The organism is Paraburkholderia sp. RAU6.4a, from assembly GCF_050435625.1.
In the GTDB taxonomy this organism is placed as follows: domain Bacteria; phylum Pseudomonadota; class Gammaproteobacteria; order Burkholderiales; family Burkholderiaceae; genus Paraburkholderia; species Paraburkholderia tuberum.
Map to the genome: position 1 here is coordinate 506,887 of NZ_JBNDKQ010000002.1, position 12,121 is coordinate 519,007.

At 66.8% G+C, this 12,121-nt stretch carries 11 protein-coding genes and 1 pseudogene; 6 read left to right on the plus strand and 6 right to left on the minus strand.

Annotated elements, in window-relative coordinates; genetic code table 11:
- Positions 1–296: 296 nt before the first annotated feature.
- Both OKW40_RS07085 and OKW40_RS07090 read left to right on the plus strand, forming a co-directional pair.
- A pseudogene (locus OKW40_RS07085) lies at positions 297–602 on the plus strand (cytosine deaminase); the annotation flags it as partial.
- A 59-nt stretch (positions 603–661) separates the two neighbouring features.
- Positions 662–1,591, plus strand: coding sequence for a LysR substrate-binding domain-containing protein (locus tag OKW40_RS07090; RefSeq protein ID WP_429405719.1), 930 nt, complete (start codon positions 662–664; stop codon positions 1,589–1,591).
- Between the two features lie 4 nt (positions 1,592–1,595).
- Here the strand turns inward: OKW40_RS07090 and phnX are convergent, their stop codons facing one another.
- Together phnX and OKW40_RS07100 are read right to left on the minus strand one after the other, a co-directional pair.
- The gene (gene phnX, locus OKW40_RS07095) at positions 1,596–2,399 is read right to left on the minus strand and encodes a phosphonoacetaldehyde hydrolase (RefSeq protein WP_429488939.1); all 804 of its coding nucleotides are present in this window, start codon (positions 2,397–2,399) and stop codon (positions 1,596–1,598) included.
- Between the two features lie 62 nt (positions 2,400–2,461).
- Positions 2,462–3,712, minus strand: coding sequence for a 2-aminoethylphosphonate--pyruvate transaminase (locus tag OKW40_RS07100; protein ID WP_429488941.1), 1,251 nt, complete (start codon positions 3,710–3,712; stop codon positions 2,462–2,464).
- A gap of 118 nt (positions 3,713–3,830) precedes the next feature.
- On the opposite strand from OKW40_RS07100, the gene OKW40_RS07105 reads away from it, so the two are divergent.
- Positions 3,831–4,730 carry a LysR substrate-binding domain-containing protein gene (locus OKW40_RS07105; RefSeq protein ID WP_429488943.1) on the plus strand — a complete coding sequence of 300 codons (900 nt, stop codon included), beginning with the start codon at positions 3,831–3,833 and terminating at the stop codon, positions 4,728–4,730.
- A 115-nt stretch (positions 4,731–4,845) separates the two neighbouring features.
- On the opposite strand, the gene OKW40_RS07110 is transcribed toward OKW40_RS07105, so the two are convergent.
- A complete protein-coding gene (locus OKW40_RS07110) occupies positions 4,846–5,592 on the minus strand; it encodes a glucose 1-dehydrogenase (RefSeq protein WP_429488945.1) in 747 nt (248 codons plus the stop codon).
- 671 nt (positions 5,593–6,263) lie between these two features.
- On the opposite strand from OKW40_RS07110, the gene OKW40_RS07115 reads away from it, so the two are divergent.
- From OKW40_RS07115 to OKW40_RS07125, 3 genes are all read left to right on the plus strand, one after another.
- Complete coding sequence (locus tag OKW40_RS07115; RefSeq protein ID WP_184044524.1) at positions 6,264–6,425, plus strand: hypothetical protein; 162 nt, start codon at positions 6,264–6,266, stop codon at positions 6,423–6,425.
- 132 nt (positions 6,426–6,557) lie between these two features.
- The gene (locus OKW40_RS07120; RefSeq protein WP_187612768.1) at positions 6,558–7,445 is read left to right on the plus strand and encodes a LysR family transcriptional regulator; all 888 of its coding nucleotides are present in this window, start codon (positions 6,558–6,560) and stop codon (positions 7,443–7,445) included.
- 123 nt (positions 7,446–7,568) lie between these two features.
- Positions 7,569–8,918 carry a TAXI family TRAP transporter solute-binding subunit gene (locus tag OKW40_RS07125; protein ID WP_429488947.1) on the plus strand — a complete coding sequence of 450 codons (1,350 nt, stop codon included), beginning with the start codon at positions 7,569–7,571 and terminating at the stop codon, positions 8,916–8,918.
- 27 nt (positions 8,919–8,945) lie between these two features.
- On the opposite strand, the gene OKW40_RS07130 is transcribed toward OKW40_RS07125, so the two are convergent.
- From OKW40_RS07130 to OKW40_RS07140, 3 genes are all read right to left on the minus strand, one after another.
- On the minus strand, positions 8,946–9,848 hold the full coding sequence (locus tag OKW40_RS07130) for a ProQ/FinO family protein (protein WP_429488949.1): 903 nt from the start codon (positions 9,846–9,848) through the stop codon (positions 8,946–8,948).
- 91 nt (positions 9,849–9,939) lie between these two features.
- Positions 9,940–11,304: an ATP-binding protein gene (locus tag OKW40_RS07135; protein WP_184067694.1), complete on the minus strand. Its 1,365-nt coding sequence runs from the start codon at positions 11,302–11,304 to the stop codon at positions 9,940–9,942.
- Complete coding sequence (locus OKW40_RS07140; RefSeq protein ID WP_429355643.1) at positions 11,301–11,963, minus strand: response regulator; 663 nt, start codon at positions 11,961–11,963, stop codon at positions 11,301–11,303. The genes OKW40_RS07135 and OKW40_RS07140 overlap by 4 nt, the downstream gene beginning before the upstream one ends.
- Positions 11,964–12,121: the final 158 nt, after the last annotated feature.

The following is a 12,121-nucleotide window of genomic DNA, read 5'->3' on the forward strand; positions in this document are numbered from 1 at the left end:
GTAGCGTTAAACTCGACGTACGGGGAGATTTGGGGGTAACAGCTGAGTATCGGGCAAGCCTGGCGATCAGGCAAGTTACGCGGGAGTATACCGTGAACCGCCGTCCGGCCTTGGATTTATGCCGGTCGGCGCGGCCTCGCGCCGCAATCTCGCCGCGCCGAATTTCCGGATTAATTCACGCTGTATTTGCCGTAACGGGGGCGGATTTATTATCGTCTAAGGGTAGCATCGCCGGTTGCGTCAACGCACCGGCCGTTCACCCCTTTCATCCCGTTCATTCCCCTTGCCCGCCGCCCATGACCACGACCGCCCCGCGACCCACGACGAACGCCTCGCTGGTCACCCACGTGCGGCTCGCCGACGGCAAGCGCGCCGAGGTGTCGATCGTCGATGGCCGGATCGCCGCGCTCGGCGCCGCTCTGCCATGCGAGCCCGGTGTGCCGGTCGAGGACGGCGGCGACGCGCTGCTGCTGCCCGGTTTCGTCGAAGGGCATACGCATCTGGACAAGACCAACTGGGGCTTGCGCTGGTATCGCAACGAAGTCGGGCCGAAGCTGACCGATCGCATCGAAAACGAGCGCCGCTGGCGAGCCGAAAGCGGCACCGCCGCGCGCGCATGCGCCACGCCGTCCGCTACAACAAAGACGTTTTTTGGACTCGAATGATCAATCTTTTTCAGGCCATGCAGGCCTTTGTCAAGGTGGCCGATGTCGGCAGCTTCGCGCAGGCCGCCGGGCAACTGAACGTGTCGACGTCGGTCGTCACGCGTCATGTGTCGAGCCTCGAACAGCATCTCGGCATTCGCCTGTTTCAGCGCACCACGCGCAAGGTCGTGCTGACCGAGGCCGGCGCGCAATACGCGGACGGTTGCCGCGTGCTGCTCGCCGAACTGGAGGAAGTGGAGTCGCGCGCGACCACGGCCTCGCGCGACGTGGCCGGCGACCTGCGCATCGTCGCGCTCGGCAGTTTTTCGCTGTTTCGGCTAACGCCGCTGTTCGCCGAATATCAGGCGCGCTTTCCGCAAGTCAACCTGCGCGTCACGCTGACGGAAAAACGGGTCGATCTGCTCGAAGGCGGCTTCGATGTCGGCATCGTGACCGAGCATATGATCCGCTCGGAGTCGCTGGTGGCGCGGCGTCTGATCAACTCGCACGCGGTGCCGGTGGCAGCGGGCGCGTATCTCGCGCAGGCCGGTCATCCGCAAACGCCGGCCGAACTGGACGCGCATCGGCTGATTGCCGCGCCGTTCGACACGACCGGCCCGATGTGGATCTTCCGCAAGGGTGACGGCGATGCCGAAAGCGCGAGCGAGGACGGCGACGATAGCGGCGAGAGCATCGCCATCGATGCATCGTTCACGGTCAACAGCATGATCATGCAGAAGCAGGCCGCGCTGGGCGCGATGGGCATCGCGCTGCTGCCGCTCGAAATGGTCGAGGACGAGTTGCGCGCCGGCACGCTGGTGCGCGTGCTCGACGGCTATGCGGTGCTCAATGGCGACGTGGCCGTGTCGCTGGTGTATCCGAGCCGCGAGTTCGTGCCGCGCAAGGTGCGCGAGTTCATCGATCTCGCAGTCGGTTTCTTCAAGTGACGCTTCAAGGCCGCTCGCCGCGCGCGAGCCGTGCGTCGATGTCGTACACGACCGGCATCAGATCCGCGACGCTATCGATCACGTAATGCGCGCCCGCCGCCTTCAGCCTGGCCATCGCGGCGTTGCGGCGCGCGGCGAATTCGTCGGCCGGCAACGCCTTCACCTCCGCCTCGCTCATGCCGAACGCGTTGCCGCTCACCGCGACACCGACCGCCCACGTGCCGGCGTTGATGCCTTCTTCGATGCCGACCTCGGTGTCGTCGACCTTGATCGCCTCTTTCGCGCGCCACACGCCGAGCAGCGGCAGCGTCCGGTAGATCATGTACGGTGACGGCCGCCCTTCCGGCGTATCGCCGGTGCACACGATGCTGTCCGGCGCAAAGCCTTGCGCGGCCGCGCCCGGTACGATTTCGTCGATGATCTCGCGGGTATAGCCGGTCGTCGTGCCGATGCGGATATCGTTCTGACGCAAGGCGCTCGCGACTTCGGCGACGCCCGGGATCACCGCGCTATAGCTCGCCGCGACCGCGATGTTCTTCGGCACGAACACGTCGTACACGGCGTCGATATCGGCGTCGGTCGGCGTATGGCCGTGGCGCTCGGCCCAAGCCTGCGCGACGCGCGGCAGCGCCATCAGCGCCGCGATGTGCGGCCGCTTGGCCATGCCCATCGGGCCGCGCGCTTCGTCGATCGTGATCGGCACGCCGAACTGCTCGAAGGTCTCGACGAAGGCGCCCATCGGCGCGCGTGAACCGTAGTCGACCACCGTGCCGGCCCAATCGAAAATCACTGCCTTCACGTATTTCATCTGCTTGACTCCCCAGGAATCCGAATGTATTGGGTTTGCCGTCGCGGGTTTGCTGTCGCGGCTCAGGCCGCCTGCGCGAGCGCCTTGCGTTCGTCGAGCGCGGCGGGCGGCGGCCCCGCGTGCGTGACGCCCATCGTGCGCAGCGCTTGCGCGCAGGCATCGACCACGCGTCGCATCACCTGCTCGTCGACCTGACCGATGCAGCCGATGCGGAAACTGTCGACCACCGTCAGCTTGCCCGGATAGATGATGAAGCCCTGCTCCTTCATCAGTTCATAGAAGCGCGCGAACTCGAACGACGGATGCGCCGGCGAAAAAAACGTCACGATGATCGGCGAGCGCCAGCGCCCGTTGAGCAGCGGCTCGAAGCCAAGCTCGTGCATGCCGGCCACCAGCACGTCGCGATTGTTGGCGTAGCGCGCGAGCCGCGCGGGCTGCCCGCCTTCGAGCTGGTAGAGACGCAGCGCCTCGAGGAACGCGGCCACCGTATGCGTGGGCGGCGTGAAGCGCCACTGGCCCGTGCGATTCATCACGTCCCATTGATCGTAGAGATCGAGCGCGAGCGAATGGCTGCGGCCTTTCGCCTCGCGCAGGGCGCTCTTGCGCGCGATCACGAAGCCGAAACCCGGCACGCCCTCGATGCACTTGTTCGCCGACGACACGAACGCCTCGCACGCGATCTGCCGCACGTCGAGCGGCACCGCGCCGAAGGCGCTCATCGAATCGATCAGCAGTTTGCGGCCGTGCCTCGCGACCGCGGCTGCAATCTCATCGAGCGGATTGAGGATGCCCGAGCTCGTTTCGCAATGGATCGCGACCACGTGCGTGATCGATGGATCGGCGGCAAGCATGCGCTCGACTTCGAGGCCGCGCGGCGGCAGGTAGTCGCCCTTGTCGAGCAGTGTGCAGGCGCGGCCGAGATAGCCAAGCGTGATCGCCGCGCGCTTGCCGTACGCGCCGTTCGCGAGCACGAGCGCGTGGCTGTCGCGCGGAATCAGGCTGCCGAGCATCGCTTCGACGCAGTAGCTGCCGCTGCCCTGCAGCGGCACGCAGTCGTAGTCGCCCGCGGTGTCGCCGGCGATCGCCAGCAGGCTCGCGCGCAACTCGGCGGTCATCGCGCGGAAGTCGCCGTCCCACGAGCCCCAGTCGCGCAGCATCGCCTGTTTCGTCGATAGTGCCGTGGTCAGCGGGCCCGGCGTCAGCAGATAAGGCTCGCCGCCAGCCGGCGCGGCGCAGGGTGTGGTGCAACGGGTCGATGTTGCCGCGGCTGCCACGGCCAATGTCGCCGCCGAACCGCCGATCGCGCTTTCCATGTCCGCCACTCCGATATCGCTATGTCGATAGCTCACACGATACAGAAGCGTTGTCCATCGGCAAAATCGATATAATCGATGACGGTATCGCAAAAACTTATTTGCTGGCGAGGCACACGTGCAATACGCGCAATTGCGGGCGTTCCATGCGGTCGCGGAACATGGCGGCTTTTCGAAAGCGGCGCAGGCGTTGTCGCTGACGCAGCCGGCGGTGTCGGATCACGTGCGGCGGCTCGAACAGGATTACGGCGTCAAGCTGTTCGAGCGCGGGCCGCGCGGCGTGGCGGCGACCGAACTCGGGCTGCGCCTGTTCAGCGTGACGCGGCACATGCTCAGTTGCGAGCGGGAGGCGCGCCAACTGCTCGAATCAGCGGGCGGGCTGGAGTCGGGTTCGCTATCGCTCGCGGCCGATGCGCCCGATCTCGCCGTCGCGCTGATCGGCGCGTTTCGCCAGCGGCACCCGGGCATCGTCGTCACGCTGTCGATCGCCAATGCGGCAGAGTGCATGCAGCGCGTGCTGTCGAGCGCGGTCGACGCGGCGATCACGGCCGCGCCGCAGGTGCATAGCCGCTTGCAGTCGCGCGTGTTGCGGCGCGATCCGCTGGTCGCGATGGTGCCGGCGAGCTACCCGGCCGCGAAGAAGCGCCGGCTGAGTTACGCTGAGCTCGTCGACCAGCCGATGATCTTCCGCGAGCCGCAATCGGTCACCCAACAACTGCTCGAAATCGAGCTCGTGCGCGAGTCGTTGCAAGTCGAGCCGGTCATGTACGTGGATGGCCGCGAGGCGCTGGAGGAAGCGGTCGCGCAGGGAATCGGCGTCGGCGTCATTGCGCGCGCAGAGTTCAACGAGTCGCGGCGGATCCGGATGGTGCCGCTGCTCGATTGCCGCGTGCAGATGATCGAATCGCTGACGCGGCTCGCCGAGCGGCCGGGTTCGAATCTGCTCGACGCGTTTTTTGCGGTGGAGTTGCCGGGAGCCGAAACAGAGGTCTTGGGGGGCGATGTTCAACGCGCGTAGCTCGCGCGCCGTCGCTGCGAGGAGCGGCGTGGCCTTCATGCTGTCGGCCCCGCCGCCCGCGAGCGCGCTCGAATTGTTGCGCGGGTTGCCACCAGCGTTGGCAACCCCTTCAGACTTAACGCGACCCACCGCTCGCGATCAGGCTCTCGCCCGTCAACCAGCGCGCGTCATCCGACGCGAGGAACGCGACGACATCCGCGATATCGTCGGGTTGGCCGATACGGCCGAGCGGCGTCGTGCTGATCGCCCACGTTTCGAAGTCCGAGCCGATCACGCCGGCGCTGTGGGTGCCCTCGGTCTCGACCATGCCCGGATTCACCGAATTCACGCGGATCTTGCGCGGTCCGAGTTCCTTCGCGAGCACGCCGGTGATCGCATCGACCGCGCCCTTGGTCGCCGTGTAGACCGCGGTGGTCGCCGGCGTGATGCGGGTCACGACCGAGCTCACGTTGACGATGCTGCCGCCTTCGCCCAGATGCCTGGCCGCCGCCTGCGACACGAGCAGCAGCCCGAGCACGTTGACATCGAAGTGCTTATGGAAGTGCGCTTCGGTGATCTCTTCGAGCGCCGCGAATTCATAGACACCCGAGTTGTTGATGAGAGCGTCGAGCCGCCCGTACGTTTCGATCGCCGTATCGATAATGCCGTTCGCGTCCGCGGCCTTCGACACGTCACCGCCAACCGCGACCGCCTTGCCGCCCGCCGCCGTGATATCGGCGACCACCTTGTCGGCGCCCGCGCGGCTCGACGCATAGTTCACCACGACCGACGCGCCTTGCGCCGCCAATGCCTTCGCAATCGCCGCTCCGATGCCTTTCGATGCACCCGTTACAACCGCTACCTTGCCTGTGAGCTTGCTCATCATCGTGTCCTTTCAATGGTTCGCGCCGGCATGCCCCGCGAGAAGCCGCGGGGTCCACGCCAATAAAAGCCGGAAATGCAGTGGCGCTGTCACTGGTCGTTAATTTAGGCATGGCGCGAGGCCGGATAAAGCGGCTCGAGACGAATTGATACGCCGCTTCCGACGAACAATCGATTCGCATCAGACCTCGATGGCCCCGTTTCCGCGTGGCTTACGACGATTGACGCTGTTTGGCTTGCGCCGCGGCGTCGGCGTCGGCGTCGGCGTCGGCGTCGGCGTCGCGCAAGCGCGCGCTGACCGACTGCAAGAGCGGCACGCGGCAGCAGAGACGTGCAACCGCTCAAGACTCCTACGGGCAGACGCCACGATCAGGCGCTACACACTCAAAGCGCTTTTATTCATCGCGCTTTTGTTCGCTGCTGAGCAGCAGCGCGATGTGCGCGGCCACGCTCGCGAGCACCGCGAGCGCGCCGAGCGTATCGAGAATAATGGGCCACACGATCTCCCTCCTCCGCGATCCGCTGCTCCCAACGTCTTTTAAACGGATGCGCGCGCCATCGATTGAACGCCGGGGCCGAGCAGACAGATAAAGAACCAGCGACGAAAACTCGCCGCACTGATACGCCCGCGCACGCGCTGACCGAGCTGCCGCAACCAGCGTGCCGAGTACGATGCCCGCCAGCATCGGCCATAAGCGTCCGACGAGCGCGCGCACGCCCGATCCCGCAAACAGCTGCCACCCGTTGGTGACGAACGACGGCAACAGCATGCGCGAGCTGAATGCGCTGCCGCGCGCGGAAAAGGCGCTCGTGCGCCATCTGGCCGGTATTTAGCGGCGCTGTTGCTATCATTCGTTGCCCTCGCGCAGCGCCGCGGCGGCAGCACCGTACCGCAACCGGCAGCGCCCAAGGCGCAGCAGACCAACGCAACACCAATCGCCGACGCATCACATCTCAGAGGCATGCATGGAATTTCGCCAACTTCGCTACTTCATCGCGGTCGCCGAGGAGATGAACATCACGCGGGCGGCCAATCGTCTGCATATGACACAGCCGCCGCTGTCGCGGCAGATCCAGCAGATCGAGGAAAGTGTCGGCCTGCCGCTGTTCGAGCGCGGCTCGCGGCCGTTGCGGCTCACCGAAGCCGGCCGCATTTTCTACACGCAGGCGAAACGTCTGGTCGATGAAGCCGACGAGCTCGCGCCGCTCACGCGCCGGCTCGCGCAACTCGCGGAACGCATCGTGATCGGTTTCGTACCGTCGACGCTGTATGGCGCGCTGCCCGCGGTGATCCGCTCGTTTCGCGAGGCCGCGCCGCACATCGAGCTGTCGCTGATCGAGATGTTCACGATCGAGCAGTTGGCCGCGCTCAAAGGTGGCCGCATCGACGTCGGCTTCGGCCGGCTGCGCTTCGACGATGCGCAACTCGCACGCGAAGTGCTGGTCGAGGAACGGATGATCGCCGCGTTGCCGCAGGACCATCCACTCGCGCGGCAAAAGAAGCCGCTGACGCTTGCCGCGCTCGCCGAGGAAACGCTGATCGTCTATCCGAGCACGCCGCGGCCGAGCTATGCTGACCAGCAGATCTCGGCAATGCACGATCAGGCGCTGGAGCCGAAAGCAATCCATGAAGTGCGGGAGTTGCAGACCGCGCTAGGGCTGGTCGCCGCGCAGGTCGGCGTGTGTCTCGTGCCGGAGAGCGTCGAGGGCTTGCGCGCGCATGGCGTCGCGTACCGGCCGATTCCGTCGGCAAGCGCCGCGTCGCCGATCATCATGAGCCGGCGCCTGCAGGACGAATCGCCGGCGACGCTGCTGATGTGCTCGCTCGCGCGGCAGTTGTTCAAGCGCGTTTGAGCGCCGCGTGCGTGAGCACGGCGACGCGGCGCCGCGCGCCCGGTCAATAGAGCGAACCGTCGACGGCAAAGCCGCCCCGCACAGGCGACAATGCCTTCACCTGGCTTCCCGCACGGAGTCTTCATGAAAGCGCAGCGTCCGCGGCCTCCGCACTTTCCCGCCGAACCTACGCGCGCCGAATGGCGCGAGCACCTGCTGCCCTACTTCGTCACGGCGCTGCTGATCGCGTTCGCGATCGTGCTGATCGTCTGGATCGCCAATCCGGCGCCGCCGCGCACGATCACGATCAGCGCCGGCCCGCGCGACAGCTCGTTCGTCGTCACCGCGAACCAGTACCGCAAGATCCTCGCGCGCAACGGCATCCGCCTGAACGTGCTCGAATCCGAAGGTTCCGTGCAGAACCTGCAGCGGCTGCTGGATCCGAAGCAGCACGTCGATATCGCTCTCGTGCAGGGCGGGGTGGCCGAAGGGCTCGATACTTCGTCGCTGGTCTCGCTCGGCAGCGTGTTCTATGTGCCGATCGTCGTGTTCTATCGCGGCACGGCGCTCACGCAACTGGCGCAGCTCGAAGGCAAGCGGATCGCGGTCGGCCGCGAAGGCAGCGGCACGCGGCTGCTCGCGCTGCAACTGCTCGCGGCGAACGGCATCGAGCCGGGCGGCGCCACGACGCTAGTGCCGAGCGACGGCCTGCAGGCCGCCACGCAGCTGGTTGCCGGCGAGGTCGACGCGGCGATTCTGAGCGGCGATTCGGCCACGCGCGGCCTGATGCTGCGGCTATTGCGCGTACCCGGCATCTCGGTGATGAATTTCGACGAAGCGAGCGCCTATACACGCGTCTTTCCGTTTCTCGACCAGATCGACTTGCCGCCCGGCGTGCTCGATCTGAAGCGGCGCATTCCGCCCGAGACCGTTCACCTGATTAGTCCGACGGTCGAACTCGTCGCGCGCAGCACGCTGCATCCGGCGATTTCGGATCTATTGATCGAGGCGGCGCAGGAAGTGCACGGCGCCGCGGGCCTGTTGCAGCACGCCGGCCAGTTCCCGAACCCGGTCGAGCACGAATATCCGATCAGCGACGACGCGCAGCGCTATTACCGGACCGGCAAGGGCTTGTTGTATCGGACGCTGCCTTTCTGGCTCGCGAGCATCGGCGATCGTACGCTCTTCCTGCTATTGCCGGTCGCCGTGCTGCTGTTGCCCGCCATGCGCGTGATTCCGGCGCTGTACCGGTGGCGGGTGCGCTCGCGCATCTATCGTTATTACGGTTCGCTGATCGCGATCGAGCGGCACGCGCTCGCGGGCGCAACCGACGAGGAGCGCACCCAGCTACTGGGGCAACTGGACGAGATCGAGGCGGCGCTGAGCCACCTGCGCATGCCGCTCGCGTATGCGGATGCGTTTTACGTGCTGCGCGAGCATGTGGGATTCGTGCGCAGCCGGTTGACGGCTGCGCCGCCCGTCATGGCCTCGTGATCGAGGCCATGACGGGCTGTGCCAAGGTTAGGCTTGGGAGGGGGGCGAGGCGGGAGCGGTGGCTTGCGGTTCGTGTTGCGCGCTGGTCTGCGCCTGGGTGTCCGCGCTCCCGGCGGCATCCGCCGCTACGGCTTCCGGCGACGCAGCAGCGGCATCCGCCTGGCGGGCCGCTTGTTCCGCGACTGCCGCTACCGCTGCTTCGGCCTGCGGCGCTTCAGCGGCCGCGCCCTCGGCCGGTGTACCTGCATCGGTCGGCGCATTCGCGCTTGCCGTCGCGGTGGCGGCCTTCTGCGCGCCCTTCGCCGCGCGATGCGCAAGCAGGCGCTGAGCACCCGCCGCTTCCTGCGCCGTGACCTTGCCGGCTTCGACGCCCGCCAGGTCGACGCGCGCCGCGCCTTCGACGAGGCTCTTCCAGTAGCGTCCGCCACGGCACCACGTCTTGATCGCGTCGCGCAGTTCGGCTTCGCTCAGCGACAGCTCCTTCGCATGCACGACGAGGTCTTCGAAAATGCCGATCTTCAGCGGCAGCTTCGGGGCCGGATTCTTCGGGAAAGCAACCGGGAAACGTTTTTGCAGACGACCGATCGAGCGCACCACCGGGTCCACCGGCTTGGCGTCCACCGCCGGCTTGGCGGGCGCGGTGTGGCGCGCCGGCTGCGGGCCGCCGGCTCGGGTACCCGGCTTGCCGTCCGGGCGAGCGCCGGCCTTTGCGGCCGGCTTCGCGCCGGGCCGGCCTCCGGGCTTCGTGCCCGGATTGGCGCCACGCTCGGCATGTGAACCAGGATGTGCCGCTGAATTTGAAGCGGGCTTGCCAGCGGACTTCGAAGCGGGGCGCGCGGCCGATTTGCGATCGGGCTTGCCGGCGGACTCTGCGGCGGCGCGCGCCGCGGCCAGTTGCTTCTTCAGTTCAGCGAGTTGTTCGAAACCCATAGTGCACAACCAATCTGTCGATCTGTAAAAACGAGATTGTAGCAGCGTGCGCTCACGTGCTTGTGACAACCCCGAACCGCAGTGACGATCGTCAATTCGCGGCCGTGACGGGCGCGTGGGCGGCGGGCGCGCGCAGCCCCGTGACCGACACCCGCAAACCGGGCGCCCCGACATTGTTGCTCAGCGACAGGCCGAGCTGATGCCGCTCGGCGATCCGCGCGACGATCGCGAGACCGAGCCCGCTGCCCTCGCCCTTCGACTCCTCGCCGCGATAGAAAGGGTCGAACACGCGTTCGAGTTCCGCCTCGGGAATTCCCGAGCCGCTGTCGACGACCTCGAAGCCCACGCGCTCGCCCGTGCGTCGCAGCACCACGTCGACACGGCCGCCCGCCGGCGTATGACGGATTGCGTTATTGATCAGGTTCCCTAACAACACGCTGATACTGTGCGGCTCCGCGAGCACCGTATAGGCGTCGTTCGGCGTGCGCGCGTGTTCGCATTCGAGGCCGAGATCGATCTCGCGCAACTCCGCGAGCACGGAACAGTCGCTGACCGCCTGCTCGCCGATGCGGCGCAGGCTGACCGGCACCGTCGACGTGACCGGCTGCGCGTCTTCGCGTGCGAGCGTCAGCAGTTGCTGCACGAGGTGGATGATCCGGTTCACCCGATTTTCGACGCGCTCGAGCGTCTGCCCCTCGCCTCTCAGCGATCCATCGCGCGACGCCGCCTGCAGTTGCAGCTTCAGCGCCGCGAGCGGCGAGCGCAACTCGTGCGCGGCATCGGCGATGAACGTGCGCTGCGCCTGCGACGCCGTATGCAACCGTTGCAGCAGATCGTTCAGCGCTTCGACGAGCGGCCGGATTTCGACCGGCAGGTTGCCGTCGAGCCGCAGCGGTTCGAGCGAATCGATCGAACGCGTCGCGAGCGCGCGCGACAGCCCGCCGATCGGCGCGAGCCCGCGCGCGACCACCAGCAGCACCAGCGCGATCGTCACCGGCAGCAGCACGCCGAGCGGCCACAGCGTGTGCAGCGCGAGCTGCAACGCGAGTTCTTCGCGCACCGAGACCGGTTGCGCGACCTGCACGTAGCGGTCTGTCTGCGCGACGCCGAAGATGCGCCAGTGGTATTCGCCGCGCGGCACTGTGTGAAAGCCCGGCGGCAGACGCTCGAACACCGGCGCCCGCGCGGAGCGATAGACGAGCGTACCGCCGCGGTCCCAGATTTCGATGACGATGCGGTCGTCGGCGAGATCGCCGAGGTCGGGTTCCCGCCGCTCGCGGCTGCCCGCGCCGCTCAGCGCCGACGGCAGCGACAGCGCGACGGTGCGCAGTTCGTAGTCGAACAGCTCGCTCGCCTCGCGCCGCGCGGTATGGAAGATCGCGAAAGCCGCGATCATCGACGCCGCCGCCATGCCGAAGATCAGCCAGCCGAGTAGCCAGCGGCGAATCGACGTCATCCGCACCTCTTCAGGCGGTAGCCGACCCCGCGCACGGTCACGACCTGGTCCGCGCCGATCTTGCGCCGCAGACTGTGCACATGCACTTCGATCGTATTGCTGCCGACTTCCTCGCCCCAGCCGTACAGCTTTTCTTCGAGCTCGGCCTTCGTGAACACGCGGGTCGGCTCCTCGATCAGCGCCTGCAGCAACGCGAATTCGCGCGGTACCAGCGGCAGCGGCATGCCGTCCTTGGTCACTTCATGCGCGGCGGGGTCGAGCGTCAGTTCGCCGTGACTGTAGACCGGCTGCTTCTGGCCGGTGCGCCGGCGCAGCAGCGCGCGAATGCGCGCGGCCAGTTCGTCGAGATCGAACGGCTTGATCAGGTAGTCGTCGGCGCCGGCGTCGAGACCGCGGATGCGCTCGTCGACCGCGTCGCGCGCGGTCAGGATGATCACGGGCGCCGCGCCGCCGTTGCGGCGATACGCGTTCAGCACGTCGATGCCGTCTTTTTTCGGCAGGCCGAGGTCGAGCAGCACGAGGTCGTACACGCCGTTATCGAGCGACAGTTCCGCCGCGCGGCCGTCCTCGGCCCAGTCGATCGCGTAGCCGGCGCGGCGCATCGCGCCCAGCACCGATTCCGCGATCATGTCGTCGTCTTCGACCAGTAGCAGGCGCATGGCCTCTCCTCTCCTTGGTGCGGTTTTGGCCGCCGCATTATCGGCCGTCGCAGCTTAACGAACCCTTACGGGGGTACGGACGACGCGTCGATTTCGCACGGCCCGGGTCGCGCGATTCGACGTTAAGGCTGTCTTAAGCGCGCGCTGCGGAAAATCAG

Bases quoted from the DNA above. Each gene is read 5' to 3' on its own strand.
- OKW40_RS07130 (WP_429488949.1), bottom strand. From the start codon at position 9,848: ATGGGTTTCGAACAACTCGCTGAACTGAAGAAGCAACTGGCCGCGGCG.
- OKW40_RS07140 (WP_429355643.1), bottom strand. From the start codon at position 11,963: ATGCGCCTGCTACTGGTCGAAGACGACGACATGATCGCGGAATCGGTG.
- OKW40_RS07090 (WP_429405719.1), top strand. From the start codon at position 662: ATGATCAATCTTTTTCAGGCCATGCAGGCCTTTGTCAAGGTGGCCGAT.
- OKW40_RS07135 (WP_184067694.1), bottom strand. From the start codon at position 11,304: ATGACGTCGATTCGCCGCTGGCTACTCGGCTGGCTGATCTTCGGCATG.
- OKW40_RS07110 (WP_429488945.1), bottom strand. From the start codon at position 5,592: ATGAGCAAGCTCACAGGCAAGGTAGCGGTTGTAACGGGTGCATCGAAA.
- phnX (WP_429488939.1), bottom strand. From the start codon at position 2,399: ATGAAATACGTGAAGGCAGTGATTTTCGATTGGGCCGGCACGGTGGTC.
- OKW40_RS07100 (WP_429488941.1), bottom strand. From the start codon at position 3,712: ATGGAAAGCGCGATCGGCGGTTCGGCGGCGACATTGGCCGTGGCAGCC.
- OKW40_RS07125 (WP_429488947.1), top strand. From the start codon at position 7,569: ATGAAAGCGCAGCGTCCGCGGCCTCCGCACTTTCCCGCCGAACCTACG.
- OKW40_RS07115 (WP_184044524.1), top strand. From the start codon at position 6,264: ATGCCCGCCAGCATCGGCCATAAGCGTCCGACGAGCGCGCGCACGCCC.
- OKW40_RS07120 (WP_187612768.1), top strand. From the start codon at position 6,558: ATGGAATTTCGCCAACTTCGCTACTTCATCGCGGTCGCCGAGGAGATG.